Consider the following 16555-nt stretch of genomic DNA (forward strand, 5'->3'; position numbering starts at 1 on the left):
TGCGGCGGCGCGGTGCAGAGCCGCCGCCCCCGTATGCGGCACCGTCCCTTCGGGGGCAGGCGCCAATTCCCTGTTGTGGCGGACCAAAGCTGACAATGGCGCGGACCGTGGAGATATTTTATGCATGAAGCTTCTCGGGCCGCAACAGATTCATGCTGCCGCCATCGGCATTTTTCCGCCACCGCCCGGATATTGTGCACTGCACAAGAAACCGGCGGCAACGGCAGGCCACGGGGGGGCGGGGGTTGAACCACGCGCCGGAGGGCTTACCCTCAGGACAGGGGCCGGCGCCCGCTGCGGTGCGCCAGGGCCACACGGACACGATCAGACCAGACATGGCAGGAAAGGACGGCACCAGATGATCTACAGGGATCTCGGCGGAATGCGCATGCCCGCCCTGGGCTTCGGAACATGGGAGCTCACCGGCGAGAGCGGCATCGAGGCCGTGCGCACGGCGCTCGACACCGGCTTCCGGCACATCGACACCGCGGTGCGCTACGAGAACGAGCGCGAGGTGGGCACGGCGCTGAAGGCCTCCGGCATCGCGCGGGACGAGCTGTTCGTCACCACCAAGGTCTGGCACGATTCGCTGCGCCCCGAGCAGGTGGCCCGCTCGGTGTCCGAGAGCCTGGAGCGGCTGCAGCTCGACCGGGTGGACCTGCTGCTGGTGCACTGGCCGTCGCCCGAGGGCGTGCCGCTCGACGAGACGCTCGCCGCCTTCGCCGAGGCCCGCGCCGCCGGGCAGACCCGCGCCATCGGCGTGAGCAATTTCCCCGTCGCGCTCATCGAGCAGGCGGTGGACCGGCTGGGCAGCCCTATGGCAGCGAACCAGGTGGAGTATCACCCGTTTCTCGACCAGTCGGCGCTGCTCGGCGCGCTGCGGGCGCGCGGCATGGTGCTCACGGCCTACCAGCCCATCGCCGGCGGCGCGGTGTTCGGCAACCCGGTGCTGGAGGAGGTGGGCCTGCGCCACGGCAAGTCGGCCGCCCAGGTGGCGCTGCGCTGGCTGATGCAGCAGGAGGGCGTGGCCGCCATCCCGCGCTCGGGCAACCCGGCGAACATCCGCGCCAATTTCGACATCTTCGACTTCGAGCTCGCGCCCGAGGAGATGAAGGCCATCTTCGCGCTAAGGGGCAACGGCCGCCGGGTCAACCCCGACTTCGCGCCCGACTGGGACGTGCTGGAAAGCGCCTGAACCCGCCACGCCCGGCGCGCGGAACAGGCGCGCCGGGCATGACGGAGGCCCCGAGAAACCCCATAATCCATCTTATGTTAAGTTTTCGATTTCCCGCGGCTCACGAGAAACATGAGCTTCCTGCCGCACGCCTTTATCATGCCTTTCCTTTCAGCTCAGGCACCCATCCTGCAGCCGCAGGCGCCGGGTCGCGAGGCGGTCCACCAGGCCGGCATCATGCGACACGAGGATCATCGCGCAGCCGAGGCCCTCGAGCAATTCGGTCATCCGTGTGGCATGCTGTTCGTCGAGCGCGTTGGTAGGCTCGTCGAGCAACAGCACCTCGGGGTCCATCGCCAGCACCGCGGCCAGCGCCACCAGCCGTTTCTCGCCGCCCGAAAGCCGGTGCGTGAGCCGGCCGGCCAGCGCACCGATGCCGAAGGCCTCGAGCCGCCGGCGCGCCACCGCCTCGGCCTCGCGGCGCGGCAGCCCGAGGTTGAGCGGGCCGAAGGCCACGTCCTCCAGCACCGTTGGCGAGAAGAGCTGGTCGTCCGCGTCCTGGAACAGCAGGCCCGCGCGGCGGCGCACCTCGCGGAAGCCGGCCTCGTCGCGGCGCTCGGCGCCGAAGGCGATCACCCGGCCTGAGGCCGGCCGCTCCAGCCCCACGAGGGTGCGCAGCAGCGTCGACTTGCCGGCGCCGTTGCCCCCCGTGACAGCCAGCCGCTCTCCGGGCGCGAGGCTGAAGCTCACCTCGCGCAGCACCGGGCGCGCGTCACGCAGCACGGTGACGGCGTCGAGCGCCAGCAGCGGCGCGGCGCTCATGCCAGCCGGTCCAGCGCCACCAGCGCCAGGGCGGCCAAGGCGGCGGCAAGCGGCAGCGCCAGCTCGCGCGCCGCCAGCGGCGGCAGCGCGGGGCCGCGCGGGGCCTCGCCGGTCCAGCCGCGGCAGCGCATCGCGTCCTCCACCCGCTCCGCCCGCTCGAAGGCGCGGACAAGAAGCATGCCCATCATGTTGCCGTAGCTGCGAAATCCGTGCAGCGAGAGCCGCGGGGCAAAGCCGCGTGCCCGCATCGCCTCGTCGAGCCGGCGGAACTCGGCGCGGAACAGGTGCACGTAGCGCGGCACCAGCTCCATCAGCCGCACCAGCCCGCGCGGCAGGCCCAGGCGGCCGAGCGCCGCGGCCAGCTCGGAAGGCTCATACGGGTCGAGCAGCGCGAAGACACAGAGCATGGCAGCCGCGGCGCGCAGCATGATCGCGGCGGCAAGCTCCAGCCCCTCGGCGCTGAGCGCAAGCGGCCCGAGCGAGAGCACAGCCGTGCCCGGAACCGTGAGCGGCAGCAGCACCAGCAGCACCGCCATGAACCCCTCGAGATGCAGCAGCCGGCGCAGCACGCGCCCCCGGCCCGGCACAGCCAGCAGGCACAGCCCGAGCGCCAGCGCGAAGCCAAGCCCCAACGCAGGCAGCCCGCGCAGGCAGATCATCCCGCCCACGAGGAGCACGGCCGCGAGGCAGGCCGCCCGCGCGTCCGGCCTCCGCCGTGCGGCACCGATGCCCTCGATCAGGCTCACGGGCGGCCTCCCCGGCGCGACATGGCCCAGAGGCCGATGCCCGCAAGCCCGACGATCATGCCAACTCCGCCCATTATGTCATTGAAGCGTATGCGTGATTCCGCCTCGGCCTGGGCCTCCAGCAGCGGGCGCATCTGCCGCTCCACCGCGAGGTCGACCGCCTTCACCAGCCGGGCCTCGAAGGCGGCCTGGTCTTGCCTCTCGTCACTTTCAGGCGTGGCCACCGCCGCCGCGGCCTCGAACCGCTCCGCCCCTAGGGCGAGCCGGGCGACATGGCCGTCGCCCGCGTCGATCACCAGCGCATGGGCTCCGGGCGCCACCGGGCCGAGCGCGAAACTGCCGTCTTCCGCCGTGCGCACCTGCGCGAGCGGCGCGCCTTCGCCGTTGAACAGCGTCACCTCGGCGCCGCGCGGCCGGCCGCCGCCGATGAAGAACCCGTAGCCCGACACCGTGTCGCCCTCCACCGCGGCGAAGAGCTTCAGCCGGTGCGCCGCCGCCGGGCCGGCGAGCGCGAGCGCCAGCGCGAGGCCGGCGAGCAGCGTGCCCCGCCTCATGCCGTGGCCCCGCGCGGCCGGAAGGTCTCGGGCCGCACGCGCTTCAGGAAGGCGACGGCAAAGCCGGTCACCAGCGCCTCGCCCAGCATCAGCGGCAGGTAGGTGAGGCCCAGCACGCGCGCCGAGGGCACGTAGGCCGAGGAGGAGAGCGCCAGCGCCAGCGCCACGCCCCCCGCGGTCATCGCCGTGGCGAGGGCCGCGGCGCCGCCTGCCATCACCCCGGCCGCACCGGGCCCGGCGCGGTCGACCAGCGGGCGCAGCGCGAGGCCCGCAAGCGCGCCGGGCAGCGCGATGTTCACCGTGTTCACCCCCAGCGTGCTGAGCCCGCCGAAGCCGAACATCAGCACCTGCAGCACCAGCGCCACGAAGACCGCGGGGAAGATGGCCGGCCCCAGCACCAGCCCCATCAGCGCCGTGAGCAGCAGGTGCACGCTCGACGGCCCGACCGGCACCGACACGAGCGAGGCGGCGAAGAACACCGCCGAGAGGATGGCCCCGCGCGCAAGCCGCGCCTCGTCGAGATGGCGCAGGCCGATGCCGATGCCGGCGGCGGCGATCACCCCGCCCGCCGCCAGCACCGGCAGCGACAGCAATCCGTCGGGGATATGCGCCATCCCGCGCGCCCTCAGTCGGCCGCGGGGGCGGGGGCGGTGGCCTTCACCCAGATCAGGCCGCCCTCCTCGACCGGGGCCATGGTGCCGTCCGGTGCCTCGAGCTGCAGCGGCCCTTCGGTGAGCGCCGCGAAGCCCCACCAGCCGGGAAACGGCATGGCATAGGCGAAGCTGCCGTTCGCGTCGGCCTTGATGACCTGCGTGACGAAGGCGTCGTTGGGGATGTCGTAGCGGCCGTCGTTGACGAACTCGACCTCGATCTCGGCGCCAGGCAGCGGCGCGCCGTCACGCAGCACCACGCCGCGGAAGATGTTGCCCGCCCAGAGCCCGGTGGGCCGCACCAGCGGGGCGATCTCCACCGGCAGGCCGACCAGTTCGTCCCAGCCCTCGCCGGAGGCCCAGGAATCCACCACCACCTTGGTGTAGTGCACGATGAACTTGCCCTCCGCCGGCTCCCAGTAGGGCGCGGGGCTGACATGGAAGATGGCCGCTCCCGGCTCCGGCAGGGAAACCTCGGCACTCCAGGCAGTTGTGCCGCCTTCCTCAACTTCCGTGAGAGCAGGCAGAAGGTCGTGATCGGCGCCGCCCTGCCACATGCCGAAGCTCTGCGGGCGCGCCATCTCCATCTGCGGGCCGCCCTCCACCGGATGGGTGAAGCGCAGCGCGAGGCTCAGCGCGCCGCCCTCCGGCAGCACGTCGGCCGAGGGCAGCAGCTCCTGGAAATGGGCGGCGGCCGGGGCGGCGGTGAGCAGGATCGCGGCGAGGGCTGCGGGCAGTCGGGGGGTCATGCGGGCTCCGGTACGGCTCACCGGGCCGCGGCCCGGTATGACAACTTTCAAGAAAGTTCATACCAAGCCGGCGACTCGTGTCAACCGCCGATGCCCGCGCGGGCGCTACATCGCGTCCACCAGCCTGTCGAAGAGATCGGGCCGGCCCATCTGCCCGCCCTTGAGGATGAGCGGCAGACCGGCGGCCGGCCCGCTCCCGGTGGCGCGGCAGAGCGCCACGCCGGGGTCGACATCGCAGACGTATTCGATCGCGTCCGGGGCGAGCGCGCGCATCGCGAGGCTCGAGGTGTCGCCGCCTGCGATGGCGAGCGCGCCGGCGGCACCGGTCTCGCACAGGGCGGTCACCAGCCGGGCCGAGGCGGCGGCGATCTCCGCGCCGCTGTGGCCATGACCGCTTTCGGCGGTGAGGCGCAGCAGCACGTTCTCGCCCTGCCCCAGTGCCGCCGCCGCCTCGGAGGCCGCCGCCGCGCCACCGGCACAGAGCGCCTCGGGCGAGACCGGCACGAGGCGGAAGCGCGAGGCGGCCTCCACCTGCGCATCGGTGAGCGGCGAGCGCGAGCCGGCGAAGAGCAGCACGGGGCGCGCGCGGGGGCCGGGCGCGGGCACGGGCGGGGCGGCGCGCGGCGGGCGCAGGGCCTCCATCACGCTGCTCGGGCCGATGCAGACCAGCGGCGCTTCGGCGGCCAGCGCCTCGAGGGCTGCGCGCAGCGCCGGCAGGTCGTCGTTGCGGCCGAGGTCGAAGAGGAAGCGGCGCGCGCCGGAAGCCCTTGCAGTGGCGAGGGTTTTGAGCGGCGCCGTGGCAAGGTCACGCTCGTCGATCAGGGTGAGCCCGTCGAGGCCCTGGGCGGCGAGATGCAGCCGCAGGTCGGCCTCGGCCATCGGTGTCACCGGGTGGCGGGACATGATCGGGTGGCGGTCGATCCGGTGCACGGCGCCGTCGGCGGTGGCGGCGAAGAGCGTGCCGTGGTGGCAGTAGCGCCCCAGACCCGGCTGGCCGCCCACCACGGCGATGAAGGGCTCCCCTGCCCCGGCATGGCGGAACGCGTCGCGAAATCCCTCCGCCGCAGCGCCGATGGAGCCGATCTCCGGGCTCGAATCGAAGGTGGAGCACACCTTGTAGTGCAGCACCCGCGCGCCCCGCGCGATCAGGCCGGAGGCGAGCCGGGTGATCTCGGCGCGGATCTCGTCCGGCCCGACCGAGCGCAGCGCGGTGGCGACACCGGCGATGCCGTCATAGCCCGGGCCCGGCAGGTCGAGATGCAGGCGCACCTTGTGCCCCGCCCGGCCGAGCACGCCCAGCGTGTCGGAGGCGCCGGTGAAATCGTCGGCGATGAAGGCGAGGTCGGTGCTCACGTGCGCGCCCCGAAGAACTCGAGCGCCTCGGCGAGCGGGCGGCTGTCGCGCGCGGCCTCTTCCAGGCCCACGCCGTCGCGCACCGCCTCCCAGGCGTCGAGCAGCGCGCGCACCCCGGCCTCGGCGCCGGAAGGGTGGGCGAGGATGCCGCCGCCGGCCATGAACAGGAAGTCGCGCGACTGTGCCGCGGCATGGGTGGCCGCCAGCGTGCCCGCCCACTGGCCGGAGGAGAAGGCCGGCATCACCGGGTCATCTGCCCCGGGCGCGAGCGGCGCGAGGCAGAGCCGCGCGCCCTCGGCCACCTCGGCCGGATCGTCGGAGAACTTGCCGCCGATGCCGTGCACATGCATGTGGTCGACGCCGGCGAGCCGGTAGAGCGCCTGGTAGGCCGGGAAGGCCATGCCGATGGCCGGGTGGCGGCCGAAGCCGCCGAAGCCGTTGCGGTGGCCGTGGATGGCGAGCGGCGTGGAGCGGCGCAGGCTCTCGACCGAGGAGAGGCCGACCCAGTTGAGGCTCACCATGGCCGAGGTGCCGCCCTCGGCTTCGATGAGGTCGGCGTGGCGGCGCATGGCGTCGGTCTCGTCGGTCACGTTGAAGGCCATCATCACCTGGCGGCCGGTGCGCTCGCGGTGGCGGCGGATCACCTCCATGATGGCGGGCACGCGCTCGGCCAGCGGGGCGTGGCGCGGGTTTGCGCAGGTCTCGTCATCCTTGATGAAGTCGAGCCCGGCGTCGCAGAGCCGCTCCACCAGTGCCACCAGCTCAGGCGTGCGCAGGCCCACGTTGGGCTTGATGATGGTGCCGAAGAGCGGCCGGCCCTGCACCCCGGTGGAGGCGCGGGTGCCCGCGACGCCGACCAGCGGGCGCGGGTAGTCGGCCCGGATGTCGGCCGGCACCAAGAGCCGCTCCAGCCGCAGGCCGGTCACCTCGCCGAGATCGAACAGGTTTCCGGCCACGGTGGCGGCCATGGTCGGCAAGTTCACGCCGAAATTTGCCTCCGGGAAGGCCACGCGCACCCGCGCGCGGCGCCAGGGCGCGCCCAATCCCTTGCGGTCGAGATAGGAGGAGGAGAGCGAGGGCCGCTCGGCCGGGGCCAGCTCCTCCACCGAGAGCACGCGGGCGGCGGCGCGGGCGCGCAGGTCGTCGCTCTCGCCCTCCACGCGCACGAAGGTGCCGCAGCTCTGCTCGCCGGCCATGATCTCGGCGACGCGGGCGGGGTCGAGCGGGGTCTCGACGAGGTATTGCGCTTCGAGCATGGTTCAGATCCTCGAGAGGTCCGGGAAGGGGCGGACGGGCTCTGAGCCGTCCCAGCCGGTGGAGGCCTCGCGGATCAGATCGAACATGCGCCCCTTGGGGCCCATCACCTCGGAAAGCTCGATGACCGTGCCGGGATGCGCCTCCTTCGAGAAGTAGACGAAGCGCCCGTTCGCCCCCACGCAGCCGCTCATCTTCACCTCGAAGCCGGCCTTCTCGGCCCGGGCCAGATCGGCGTCGAAGCTCTGGGTCCAGTAGGCGACATGCTGGAGGCCGAGGTTTCCGGCCGCCTGGAAGTCGCGGTACATGGAGGGGGCGTCGTTGCGGGTCTCGATCAGCTCCACCTGGATGAAGCCGGAATTGGCCAGCGCCACCGAATTGTGCACCTCGTAGGGCTTGCCGTCGTAGCGGTAGTCCTCGATCGGCACTTTCGGGTTGTAGAACCACGGGCCCACGCCGAGCTCGGCGCTCCAGTGCGCCATCGCGGCCTCGATATCCTCGACCACATAGCCGAGCTGGCGGATTTCACCGAAAATGGTGCTCATGGCGCCTCACTTGATGAGTAGGTTGGGAAGCCAGGTGGAGAGGCCGGGAAACAGCGTGACCACCAGAAGCGACAGGAAAAGCGGGATCAGGAAGGGCACCACCCCGGCGATCACCCGGTGCAGCGGCATCTTCGCGATGATCGAGACCATGTAGAGGCTCATGCCCACCGGGGGCGTGAGCAGCCCGATCATCAGGTTGAGCACGAAGACGATGCCGAGCTGCAGCGGGTCGACCCCCGCCATGGTGAGCGCCGGCGCCACGATGGGCGCGATGATCAGGATGGCGGCGATGCTCTCGAGCACCATGCCCACCACCAGCAGGATCACGTTGACGATGAGCAGCAGCACGAGGGGGTTGTCGCTCAGCCCCAGCAGGAAGGCCGACACCTCCGCCGGCGCGCGCGCCACGGTGAGCACCCAGGCGAAGAGGGCGGCGGCCGAGACGATGAACAGCACGTTGGCGGTGCTCTCCACCGTCTCGCGCGCGGAGGCGAGGAAGGCCTTCACGCTCAGCGCGCGGTAGATGAAGATGCCGACGAAGAGCGCGTAGGCCACGGTGATGCCCGCCACTTCCGTGGGCCCGAACAGCCCGCTCATCAGCCCGCCGATCAGCAGCACCGGCGCGAGCAGAGCGGGCGCCGAGATGCCGGCCTTGCGGGCGATGTCGCGCCTCGTGGGGCGGATCGTGTCGCGCGGCAGGTCGGAGATCCGGCCGATGATGGCGATCTGCAGCATCAGGAACACGGTGATGATCAGCGCCGGCACCACGCCCGCGAGCAGCAGCTTCACGGCCGAGACATTGGCCGCGGCGGCGTAGATGATGATCGGGATCGAGGGCGGGAAGATCGGGCCGATGGTGGCGGCCGCCATGGTGATGCCGGCGGCAAACTCGCGCCGGTAGCCCTGCTCGGCCATCTGGCGGATCTGGATGCCGCCGAGCGCGCCGATATCGGCCAGCGCCGCGCCGGAGATGCCGGAGAAGATCAGGCTCACCAGCACGCTCACCTGCGCCACGCCGCCGCGCAGCCGGCCCACCAGCATGCGGATGAGATCGAACAGATGGGTAGTCACCCCGGTCGCGTTCAGCAGGCTGGCGGCGAAGATGAACAGCGGCACGGCGAGGAGCGGCCCGCTGTCGAGCGCGTTCTGCAACCGCTGCGCCATCACCGCCACCGGCTGGCCGAAGGCGAGGATCGTGGCCGCGGCCGAGAGGCCAAGGCACACCGCCACCGGCGCGCCCATCACCAGGAGGCCCAGGAACAGGCCCAGAAGCATCAGTGTCATACCCGGCCCTCGAAGCCCTCTCCCGCCTCGTCGACCTCACCGCCGGCGAGCAGCGTCACGAGCCGCGCCAGCGCGATGAGGCCGAGGAGGACGAACCCCGCCACGGCCGGGGCATAGAATATCGAATTCGGCATCCCCATCGCCGGCGTGGCGAATTTCGCCGCCCGTTCCAGGAAGGCGGAGAAGCCGTGCAGCACGATGCCGGCAAAGCCGAGCACCGCCAGTTCGGTGAGCGCCAGCACCCCGCGCCGCCAGCCGCCGGTGAGCCGGGCCGAGACCAGGTCCACCGCGATATGCCGGCCGCGCAGCGCGAGATACGGCACGCAGAGATAGACGAGCGCGATGCCGCAGAACCGCGCCCCCTCGTCGGCCCAGGGCAGGCCCAGGTCGAGGAGGTTGCGCGCCAGCACCTGCAGCACGATCAGCCCGGTGATGGCGAGGAGCAGGGCCATGCCCGCCCAGAGCCCCGCCGTGCTCACCGCGCCGAGCAGCCGGAAGACACCGCGCCCGAGCATCATTTCACCGCGTCGATCTGGGCGTAGAGATCGCCGTATTTCTCGTCGAAGCGCTCGTGCACGAGGGCCTGGACCGAGGCGCGGAAGGCCTCGATGTCGAGCCCCTCCTCCGGGCCGATCACGGTCATGCCGGCGGCCTTCAGCTCCTCGATCTGCTCGGCCTCCTTGTCGCGCACCGCGGCGGTGGCGCGATCGCGCACGGTGCTGGCGGCGGCGCGGATGCCCTCGCGCTCCTCCTCGGTGAGCGACTGCCAGACATCCTCGTTGATCACCACCAGCTCGGCCGAGGCGATGTGCCCGGTGAGCATCAGGTGGGACTGCACGTCGAAGAGCTTGTTCGACAGGATGATGTTGACCGGGTTCTCCTGCCCCGCCACCACGCCGGTGGCGAGCGCCGTGGGCACCTCCGACCAGTCGACCGGCACCGGGGCCGCGCCCAGCCCCTCGACCGCGGTGAGGTAGATCGGGAAGGGCACGGCGCGGATCTTCTCGCCGGCAAGCTCGGAGGGCGACCGGAACGCCTCGTTGGCGGTGAGCTGGCGCGCGCCGAAGTAGAAGGCGTAGAGCACCCGCACCCCGGCGGAGGCGATCAGCCCCTCGTTGAGCCCGGTCATCACCGGCCCGTCCACGTCCATCACCTTCATCAGGTGGTCGACGTCGCGGTAGAGATAGGGGGTGTCGAGCGCGCCGAGCGGCTCGTAGAGGGTGGAATAGGCCCCGGCGGTGTTGTGCGACAGCGCCACCGTGCCCAGCGACACGGCCTCCGCCAGCTCCTGCAGCTTGCCCAGCTGCGAGGCGGGATAGACCTCCACCTCCACCGAGCCATTGGTGTTCTTCGCGATCTCCTCGGCCAGCCAGTCGGCCTGCTGGCCCACCACGCTGTCGGGCGAGTTGTTATGGCCGTAGCGCAGCACGGTCTGGGCCGAGGCGCCAGCGCCCAGTCCGGCCAGTGCCGCAGCGAACCCCGCGCCCAGCAGGACGCGCCGCGTGAGTGAAAATGACATTCCTATCTCCTCCCTTGATGCTTTTTGAGCGCGATGCGCCTTTTTCTTGACGTGTGCCCCCTGTTTGTGCGCCATTCCCCCTGATGCGTCAAAACGTAGATTATGAGGCTTTTTGAGGTACCGCATGAAGGATGGCCCTGCCCCGCGCCCGCTGATCGAGGATGTCGCCGCCCGCGCCGGCGTGTCGCGCGCCACGGTCGACCGGGTGCTGAACCGCCGGCCCGGCGTGCGCTCGCGCACGGTGGAGCGGGTGCTCGCGGCGGCGGCGGAGCTGGGCTATCTCTCGGGCGCCGACGTGGCGCGCATGCACCAGCCGGAGGCGGCGCAATACACCTTCCTGCTGCCGCGCGGCGGAAACCCCTACCTGCGCCTGCTCGGCGCGCGGCTGCGCGAGATCGCCGCCCAGCCCGCCCCCGGCAGCCCGCGCATCCGCTGCCATTTCGAGGAGAGCTTCAACCCCGCCGCCATGGCCGAGGCGCTGCGCCGCCACGGCGAGCGCTCCGACGGCGTGGCCTTCATGGCGGTGGACCACCCGCTGGTGCGCGCCGCGGCCGACCACCTCGTCGACCTCGGCAAGCGCGTGGTCACCCTGGTCTCGGACGTGCCAAACGCCCGCCGCCACGCCTATATCGGGCTGGAAAACCGCCAGGTGGGCCGCACCGCGGGCTACCTGATGGCGCGCTTCGCGGCGGGGCGCACCGGCTCGGTGGCGCTCATCGCCGCCACCCGCGCCTACCACGCGCATGGCGAGCGCGAGATCGGCTTCCTCTCCATCCTCGACGAGATGATGCCGGGCATGCGCCTCACCGGCACGCGCGAGGGCCATGACGACCGCGACGAGAACTACCACCACGCCCGCGAGCTCATCGCCCGCAACCCCGACCTGGTGGGGATCTACAATGTCGGCGGCTCGTCGGATGGCATCGCCCGCGCCCTGCGCGAGAGCGGCCGGCGCATCCTGTTCATCGGCCACGCGCTGACCCCCGACACCCGCGCCGCCCTGCTCGACGAGACCATGGACGCCTGCATCAGCCAGAACCCGGAGGCGGTGATCACCACCGCCCTGCGCGCGCTGGCGGGCGAGGAGCTGCCGGTGCCGGTGCTGCCGATGCTCATCATGCTGCGCGAAAACCTCGACTGACCGGGCCTGGGGAAATTTTTGCAATTTTTCGGCTATGTGCGCCGCAACAAACGAAAATTTGGCTGGCACCCCGCGCGCAAGCTGATAAACGGGACCCCAGCCGAAATACCAAGAAACGATCACGTCAGGAGGAGATCATCATGGACCGGCGTTCATTCATCCGCACCGCTGGCATCGGCGGCGCAGCGGCAGCCCTTGCGACGCCCGCCATTTCCCAGGGCAACGAGACCTGGCGCATGGTCACGACCTGGCCGAAGAACTTTCCCGGTCTGGGCGTCGGCGCGCAGCGCCTCGCGGACCGCATCACCGCCGCCTCGGGCGGCCGGCTCACCGTGCAGCTCTACTCCGCGGGCGAGCTGGTGCCGCCGCTGCAGTCGCTCGACGCGGTGATCGACGGTTCGGCCGAGATGTGCCACGCCGCCGCCTACTACTGGCAGAACAAGAGCGCCGCGCTCAACTTCTTCACCGGCGTGCCCTACGGCATGACGGCGCAGGAATACGGCGCCTGGATGCGCTTCATGGGCGGGCAGGAGATCTGGGACGAGGTCTACGACCAGTTCGGCGTGCAGGCCTTCCCCTCGGGCAACACCGGCACCCAGGCCGGCGGCTGGTTCCGCAACGAGATCACCAGCCTCGAGGACCTGCAGGGCCTGCGCTTCCGCACCCCCGGCCTCGGCGGCCGCGTGTGGGAGAAGATGGGCGTCACGGTCACCAACATGGCCGCCGGCGAGATCTTCCAGGCGCTGCAGTCCGGCACGCTCGACGCGGCGGAGTTCGTGGGCCCCTACAACGACCTCGCCCTCGGCTTCTACCAGGTCGCCAAGAACTACTACATGCCGAGCTTCAACGAGCCCGGCCTCGCCACCGAATGCGTGGTGAGCAAGGAGAAGTTCCAGGCCCTGCCCGAAGACCTGCAGGCCATCGTGCGGGATTGCTGCCAGGCGGAATACGACAATGTCTCCGCCGACATGTACGCGAACGACCCCCGCGCGCTGAAGACCCTGGTCGACGACCACGGCGTGATCGTGCGCCCCTTCCCCGACGAGGTCTACGAGGCCGGCGCCAAGGCCGCGGCCGAGATCATGACCGAGCTGCGCGACAGCGGTGACGAGCTCACCAAGAAGACGGCCGAGAGCTTCCTCTCCGCCCTCGCGCTGCTGCGCTCGCGCACGGAAGGCACCGAGGTGCCCTATCTCGAGGCGCGCCAGAAGTACTACCAGATCTGAGCGGCACTCCCGCGCGGACAGGCGAAAGGCCCGGTGGCATCCCACCGGGCCTTTTTGCTGCGCCCGTGCCGGGCGGCTGCGGCCTGACCGTCAGCGGATCTCGGCAACACGCCCGTCCCGGGTCACCCAGCAGTTCGCCCGCGCACCGCCGGCGTTGAGGGTGACGACATCGGTCTGCCCGTTGCCGGGGCGCGAGGAGACCATTTCCACCTGCCCCACCGGGATGCCACGGTTGCGCGACACGGCGGCCACGCAGGCCTGCTCCTGGGTGTGGCTGGTGGCGCGGTCGTTCGGCGCCGGCTTGGAGCGCGCGTCGGTGCCGAAGCTCTTCAGCTCGCGCACCTGGTCGCGGGCGCTCACCCGGCAATGGGCCAGCTCGCCGCGCACCGACATGTGCACCATGGCGCCACCGTTTGGCCCCAGCTCGGCGCCGGTGACGGCAATGTCGCCCACGGCGGTGTCGTACTCGCGCGAGGCGGCGGCCACGCAGGCCTGCCGCTGCTGCGGTGTCACGGTCTGCTGTGCGGCGGCGAAGGGGGCGGCGGCGACAAGCGCGAGCGCGGCAAGGGGGGCTGCGCGCAGGACGGTCCTGTGGAGCGGCATCGTTTCTCTCCCGTTGCGGGAGGGGGCCCCGGCGGGCCGCTCGCCTCCCTGACTGAAGGAGAAACGCCGCGCCGGGGGGAAGGTTCCGCCCCCCGGCGCGGCGTGACCGGCGCCGTCGGCCCGCGCCGGCGCGCTCAGCGGTAGATGGCCGCGGGCAGCCAGGTGGCGATGCCGGGGAAGATGAACAGCAGCGCGATGGCCAGGATCTGGATGCCCACGAAGGGCACCACGCCGCGGTAGATCATCGAGGTCGAGATCGCGCCCGGCGCCACGCCGCGCAGGTAGAACAGCGCGAAGCCGAAGGGCGGCGTGAGGAAGCTCATCTGCAGGTTCACCCCCACGAGGATGCCCAGCCACACCGGGTCGACCCCGAGGTCGAACAGCACCGGCGCGGTGATCGGGATCACGATGAAGATGATCTCGAACGTGTCGAGGATGAAGCCGAGCAGGAACATCACCAGCATCACCGAGATCAGCGCGCCGGTGACACCGCCCGGCAGGCCGGAGAGCAGCTCGTGCACCAGGTTGTCGCCGCCCATCAGCCGGAAGACGATGGAGAACACCGAGGCGCCGAACAGGATGATGAACACCATCGAGGTGATGCTCGCCGCCGACACCGCGACGTCGCGCAGCACCGAGAGCGAGAGGCGCCAGCGCGCGGCGGCGAGGATGGTCGCTCCCACCGCCCCCACGGAGGCGGCCTCCGTCGGCGTGGCGATGCCGCCCAGGATCGAGCCCAGCACGGCGATGATCAGCAGCAGCGGCGGCACCAGCGCGGTCACCACCTCGCGGGCGAGGTGCTTCTTCTGCTCGGGCGGCACCGGGGTGGCCGGGCAGCTCTCGGGGTCGATGATCGCCTTGATGAAGATCCAGGCGAGGTAGAGCCCCACCAGCATCAGCCCGGGCAGGAAGGCGCCGGCGAAGAGGTCGCCCACCGAGACCGGCGTGGGGGCGAAGTTGCCCTTGGCCATCTGCACCTGCGCGTTGATGCCCGAGAGCATGTCGCCCATGAAGATCAGCACGGTGGAGGGCGGGATGATCTGGCCCAGCGTGCCCGAGGCGCAGATGACACCGCAGGCGAGCTTCGGGTCGTAACCCGCTCTGGTCATTGCCGGAAGCGAGATGAGACCCATGGTGACCACCGTGGCGCCCACCACGCCGGTGGAGGCGGCGAGCAGCGCACCCACCAGGATCACCGAGGCGCCCAGGCCGCCGCGCATGTTGCCGAAGAGCTTGCCCATGGTGAGCAGAAGCTGCTCGGCGATCTTCGAGCGCTCCAGCATCACGCCCATGAAGATGAACAGCGGCACCGCCACCAGCACCTCGTTGGTCATGAAGCCGGTGTAGCGCGGCGCGAGGGAGGAGAGGTTTGAGGGGTCGAACACCCCGAAGCCCAGCCCCACCAGACCGAAGATGAGCGAGACCCCGGCGAGCGTGAAGGCCACCGGAAAGCCCAGCATCAGCACCCCGATGATGCCGAAGAACATGACACCGGCGAGAACCTCGCCGATCAGAACCGTATCCATCGGAGGTTACTCCTGGCCAGATTTGTAGCGCAGCCGTTCGGGCAGGTCTGCCTCGCGCCCGGAGAGCACGAGGATGCTGCGCCCGGCCATGGCGAGCCCCTGCAGGGCGACAAGAGCCGCGAAGGCGATGATGAAGGCCTTGAGCACGTAGAGCCCGGGCATGCCGCCGTAGTTCGCCGAGCCCTCGCCATAGCGCCAGGCCCGCGCCACGAAGGGCCAGGCATAGAAGGCCACCACGTAGCAGTAGGGCAGCAGGAAGACGATGACGCCGAACAGGTCGATCGCCGCCTTCCGCCGGATCGGCGCCTTGCGGTAGAAGACATCGACGCGCACATGGTCGTCGCGCATCAGCGCGAAGCCGGCGACGGCGGTGAACATCGCGCCGTTGAGCCAGATGTAGAGGTCCTGCATCCAAACGTAGCTGGTGGAGAACAGGTAGCGCTGCACCACCACGGCGAAGCAGACCACCACGATGCCCAGCGACAGCCAGGCAAAGACGGAGCCGACCAGGCGGTTCAGGCCGCTGATCAGTCGGACGAGAGCAACAAGAGCAGACATGCCGGGGCCGGCCTTCCTCAGTTCGGCCCGCGGGGCCGCTTCGCGTGTGTGACGTGCCGCGCCGCTGCCCCGCACCGGGCTGCAACGGGTTCGGCGACGGGCGGTTGACGCTCCGTCGCACGGGCCTTTCCCTTGCCGCCCCGGCCCCCTCGATGCAACCGGAATCTTGGCGAATCCCTGCCGCGCCGCAAGAATCGGCCCCGAAACCGGCGAAACAGCGGCCCGAACCCTCCGAAAAGGTCAGCATTACAGCCATATATGCGAATATCCGCCCGCCGTCGCGCATCGAGGGCTTTTGCAGCTTGCAAGGGCCGGGGCGCTGCTGGTTCACTCTCCTCCCCTGGCCCCGAAGGAGGTGAACCCGGCGCATGGCAGCGGAACCCGAGCAGAAGACCGACCGCGCCGCCCTGCGGCCGCGCACGATGTATCTCCTCAACCAGGTGAACCAGTCCATCCGCACGGTGCTGGAAACCCGGCTGCGCGACCATCGGGTGACCGGCAACCAGTACACCGTGCTCGCCATCGTGCGGGCGCGAGACGGCATCTCCTCGGCCGATCTGGCGCGCCGCTTCTTCGTCACCCCGCAGACGATGAACGAGATCGTCACCGGGCTGGAGAAGCGCGGGCTGATCGAGCGGCGCGAGCTGCCGGAGAACCGGCGCATCCTGCTCACCTACCTGCGCCCCGAGGGCGCGCGGCTGCTCGAGGCCTGCGACGTGATCGCCGACGAGCTGGAGGCCGGCGCCTTCGACGAGATGCCGGAGGAGGATTTCATCGCCCTGCGCCGCATCCTGCGCGACCACCTGCACCGGCTGCTCGACCTGCCGCTGCCGCCGCGCTGAGCCGCGCTC

Annotated in this window: 18 protein-coding genes; 4 read left to right on the top strand and 14 right to left on the bottom strand. The window is 70.9% G+C overall.

Annotation, left to right across the window (positions count from 1 at the left end; all coding sequences use genetic code 11):
- Window positions 1-358: 358 nt before the first annotated feature.
- On the top strand, window positions 359-1195 hold the full coding sequence (locus D3P35_RS05460) for an aldo/keto reductase (protein WP_118133466.1): 837 nt from the start codon (window positions 359-361) through the stop codon (window positions 1193-1195).
- Between the two features lie 150 nt (window positions 1196-1345).
- Here the strand turns inward: D3P35_RS05460 and D3P35_RS05465 are convergent, their stop codons facing one another.
- From D3P35_RS05465 to D3P35_RS05515, 11 genes are all read right to left on the bottom strand, one after another.
- A complete protein-coding gene (locus D3P35_RS05465) occupies window positions 1346-1996 on the bottom strand; it encodes an energy-coupling factor ABC transporter ATP-binding protein (protein WP_118133467.1) in 651 nt (216 codons plus the stop codon).
- Window positions 1993-2742 carry a cobalt ECF transporter T component CbiQ gene (cbiQ, locus tag D3P35_RS05470; protein WP_118133468.1) on the bottom strand — a complete coding sequence of 250 codons (750 nt, stop codon included), beginning with the start codon at window positions 2740-2742 and terminating at the stop codon, window positions 1993-1995. The genes D3P35_RS05465 and cbiQ overlap by 4 nt, the downstream gene beginning before the upstream one ends.
- Window positions 2739-3296 (bottom strand): carboxypeptidase-like regulatory domain-containing protein, encoded by a 558-nt coding sequence (locus tag D3P35_RS05475; protein ID WP_118133469.1) that lies wholly within the window; start codon window positions 3294-3296, stop codon window positions 2739-2741. The genes cbiQ and D3P35_RS05475 overlap by 4 nt, the downstream gene beginning before the upstream one ends.
- Window positions 3293-3910 (bottom strand): cobalt transporter CbiM, encoded by a 618-nt coding sequence (cbiM, locus tag D3P35_RS05480; protein ID WP_118133470.1) that lies wholly within the window; start codon window positions 3908-3910, stop codon window positions 3293-3295. The genes D3P35_RS05475 and cbiM overlap by 4 nt, the downstream gene beginning before the upstream one ends.
- Window positions 3911-3921: 11 nt before the next feature.
- Window positions 3922-4695 carry a DUF4198 domain-containing protein gene (locus D3P35_RS05485; RefSeq protein WP_118133471.1) on the bottom strand — a complete coding sequence of 258 codons (774 nt, stop codon included), beginning with the start codon at window positions 4693-4695 and terminating at the stop codon, window positions 3922-3924.
- Window positions 4696-4800: 105 nt separating this feature from the next.
- Window positions 4801-6048 carry a four-carbon acid sugar kinase family protein gene (locus D3P35_RS05490; RefSeq protein WP_118133472.1) on the bottom strand — a complete coding sequence of 416 codons (1248 nt, stop codon included), beginning with the start codon at window positions 6046-6048 and terminating at the stop codon, window positions 4801-4803.
- A complete protein-coding gene (locus D3P35_RS05495) occupies window positions 6045-7304 on the bottom strand; it encodes a RuBisCO large subunit C-terminal-like domain-containing protein (RefSeq protein ID WP_118133473.1) in 1260 nt (419 codons plus the stop codon). The genes D3P35_RS05490 and D3P35_RS05495 overlap by 4 nt, the downstream gene beginning before the upstream one ends.
- 3 nt (window positions 7305-7307) lie before the next feature.
- Window positions 7308-7847 carry a VOC family protein gene (locus D3P35_RS05500; protein WP_118133474.1) on the bottom strand — a complete coding sequence of 180 codons (540 nt, stop codon included), beginning with the start codon at window positions 7845-7847 and terminating at the stop codon, window positions 7308-7310.
- 6 nt (window positions 7848-7853) lie between these two features.
- On the bottom strand, window positions 7854-9131 hold the full coding sequence (locus D3P35_RS05505; protein ID WP_118133475.1) for a TRAP transporter large permease: 1278 nt from the start codon (window positions 9129-9131) through the stop codon (window positions 7854-7856).
- Window positions 9128-9649: a TRAP transporter small permease gene (locus D3P35_RS05510; RefSeq protein ID WP_118133476.1), complete on the bottom strand. Its 522-nt coding sequence runs from the start codon at window positions 9647-9649 to the stop codon at window positions 9128-9130. The genes D3P35_RS05505 and D3P35_RS05510 overlap by 4 nt, the downstream gene beginning before the upstream one ends.
- Complete coding sequence (locus D3P35_RS05515) at window positions 9646-10650, bottom strand: TRAP transporter substrate-binding protein (protein ID WP_118133477.1); 1005 nt, start codon at window positions 10648-10650, stop codon at window positions 9646-9648. Before D3P35_RS05515 ends, D3P35_RS05510 begins: the two co-directional genes overlap by 4 nt.
- 124 nt (window positions 10651-10774) lie before the next feature.
- Here D3P35_RS05515 and D3P35_RS05520 point away from each other — a divergent pair, with 124 nt between their 5' ends.
- Both D3P35_RS05520 and D3P35_RS05525 read left to right on the top strand, forming a co-directional pair.
- Complete coding sequence (locus tag D3P35_RS05520; protein ID WP_118133478.1) at window positions 10775-11791, top strand: LacI family DNA-binding transcriptional regulator; 1017 nt, start codon at window positions 10775-10777, stop codon at window positions 11789-11791.
- A gap of 140 nt (window positions 11792-11931) precedes the next feature.
- The gene (locus tag D3P35_RS05525; protein WP_118133479.1) at window positions 11932-13017 is read left to right on the top strand and encodes a TRAP transporter substrate-binding protein; all 1086 of its coding nucleotides are present in this window, start codon (window positions 11932-11934) and stop codon (window positions 13015-13017) included.
- Window positions 13018-13107: 90 nt separating this feature from the next.
- Here D3P35_RS05525 and D3P35_RS05530 read toward each other — a convergent pair whose 3' ends face one another.
- From D3P35_RS05530 to D3P35_RS05540, 3 genes are all read right to left on the bottom strand, one after another.
- Complete coding sequence (locus D3P35_RS05530; protein ID WP_118133480.1) at window positions 13108-13620, bottom strand: hypothetical protein; 513 nt, start codon at window positions 13618-13620, stop codon at window positions 13108-13110.
- Window positions 13621-13754: 134 nt separating this feature from the next.
- Window positions 13755-15146 (bottom strand): TRAP transporter large permease subunit, encoded by a 1392-nt coding sequence (locus D3P35_RS05535; protein WP_118133481.1) that lies wholly within the window; start codon window positions 15144-15146, stop codon window positions 13755-13757.
- A 6-nt stretch (window positions 15147-15152) separates the two neighbouring features.
- Complete coding sequence (locus D3P35_RS05540) at window positions 15153-15704, bottom strand: TRAP transporter small permease subunit (RefSeq protein ID WP_118133482.1); 552 nt, start codon at window positions 15702-15704, stop codon at window positions 15153-15155.
- 368 nt (window positions 15705-16072) lie between these two features.
- On the opposite strand from D3P35_RS05540, the gene D3P35_RS05545 reads away from it, so the two are divergent.
- Window positions 16073-16546 (top strand): MarR family winged helix-turn-helix transcriptional regulator, encoded by a 474-nt coding sequence (locus D3P35_RS05545; protein ID WP_232830394.1) that lies wholly within the window; start codon window positions 16073-16075, stop codon window positions 16544-16546.
- Window positions 16547-16555 lie beyond the last annotated feature (9 nt).

This window comes from Oceanicella sp. SM1341 (assembly GCF_003448965.1).
GTDB lineage: Bacteria > Pseudomonadota > Alphaproteobacteria > Rhodobacterales > Rhodobacteraceae > Paroceanicella.

Coding starts and splice junctions, on each gene's coding strand:
- cbiM (WP_118133470.1), bottom strand. CDS start 3,910: ATGGCGCATATCCCCGACGGATTGCTGTCGCTGCCGGTGCTGGCGGCG.
- D3P35_RS05515 (WP_118133477.1), bottom strand. CDS start 10,650: ATGTCATTTTCACTCACGCGGCGCGTCCTGCTGGGCGCGGGGTTCGCT.
- D3P35_RS05460 (WP_118133466.1), top strand. CDS start 359: ATGATCTACAGGGATCTCGGCGGAATGCGCATGCCCGCCCTGGGCTTC.
- D3P35_RS05545 (WP_232830394.1), top strand. CDS start 16,073: ATGGCAGCGGAACCCGAGCAGAAGACCGACCGCGCCGCCCTGCGGCCG.
- D3P35_RS05535 (WP_118133481.1), bottom strand. CDS start 15,146: ATGGATACGGTTCTGATCGGCGAGGTTCTCGCCGGTGTCATGTTCTTC.
- D3P35_RS05520 (WP_118133478.1), top strand. CDS start 10,775: ATGAAGGATGGCCCTGCCCCGCGCCCGCTGATCGAGGATGTCGCCGCC.
- D3P35_RS05465 (WP_118133467.1), bottom strand. CDS start 1,996: ATGAGCGCCGCGCCGCTGCTGGCGCTCGACGCCGTCACCGTGCTGCGT.
- D3P35_RS05540 (WP_118133482.1), bottom strand. CDS start 15,704: ATGTCTGCTCTTGTTGCTCTCGTCCGACTGATCAGCGGCCTGAACCGC.
- D3P35_RS05475 (WP_118133469.1), bottom strand. CDS start 3,296: ATGAGGCGGGGCACGCTGCTCGCCGGCCTCGCGCTGGCGCTCGCGCTC.
- D3P35_RS05495 (WP_118133473.1), bottom strand. CDS start 7,304: ATGCTCGAAGCGCAATACCTCGTCGAGACCCCGCTCGACCCCGCCCGC.
- D3P35_RS05510 (WP_118133476.1), bottom strand. CDS start 9,649: ATGATGCTCGGGCGCGGTGTCTTCCGGCTGCTCGGCGCGGTGAGCACG.
- D3P35_RS05530 (WP_118133480.1), bottom strand. CDS start 13,620: ATGCCGCTCCACAGGACCGTCCTGCGCGCAGCCCCCCTTGCCGCGCTC.
- D3P35_RS05525 (WP_118133479.1), top strand. CDS start 11,932: ATGGACCGGCGTTCATTCATCCGCACCGCTGGCATCGGCGGCGCAGCG.
- D3P35_RS05485 (WP_118133471.1), bottom strand. CDS start 4,695: ATGACCCCCCGACTGCCCGCAGCCCTCGCCGCGATCCTGCTCACCGCC.
- D3P35_RS05500 (WP_118133474.1), bottom strand. CDS start 7,847: ATGAGCACCATTTTCGGTGAAATCCGCCAGCTCGGCTATGTGGTCGAG.
- D3P35_RS05505 (WP_118133475.1), bottom strand. CDS start 9,131: ATGACACTGATGCTTCTGGGCCTGTTCCTGGGCCTCCTGGTGATGGGC.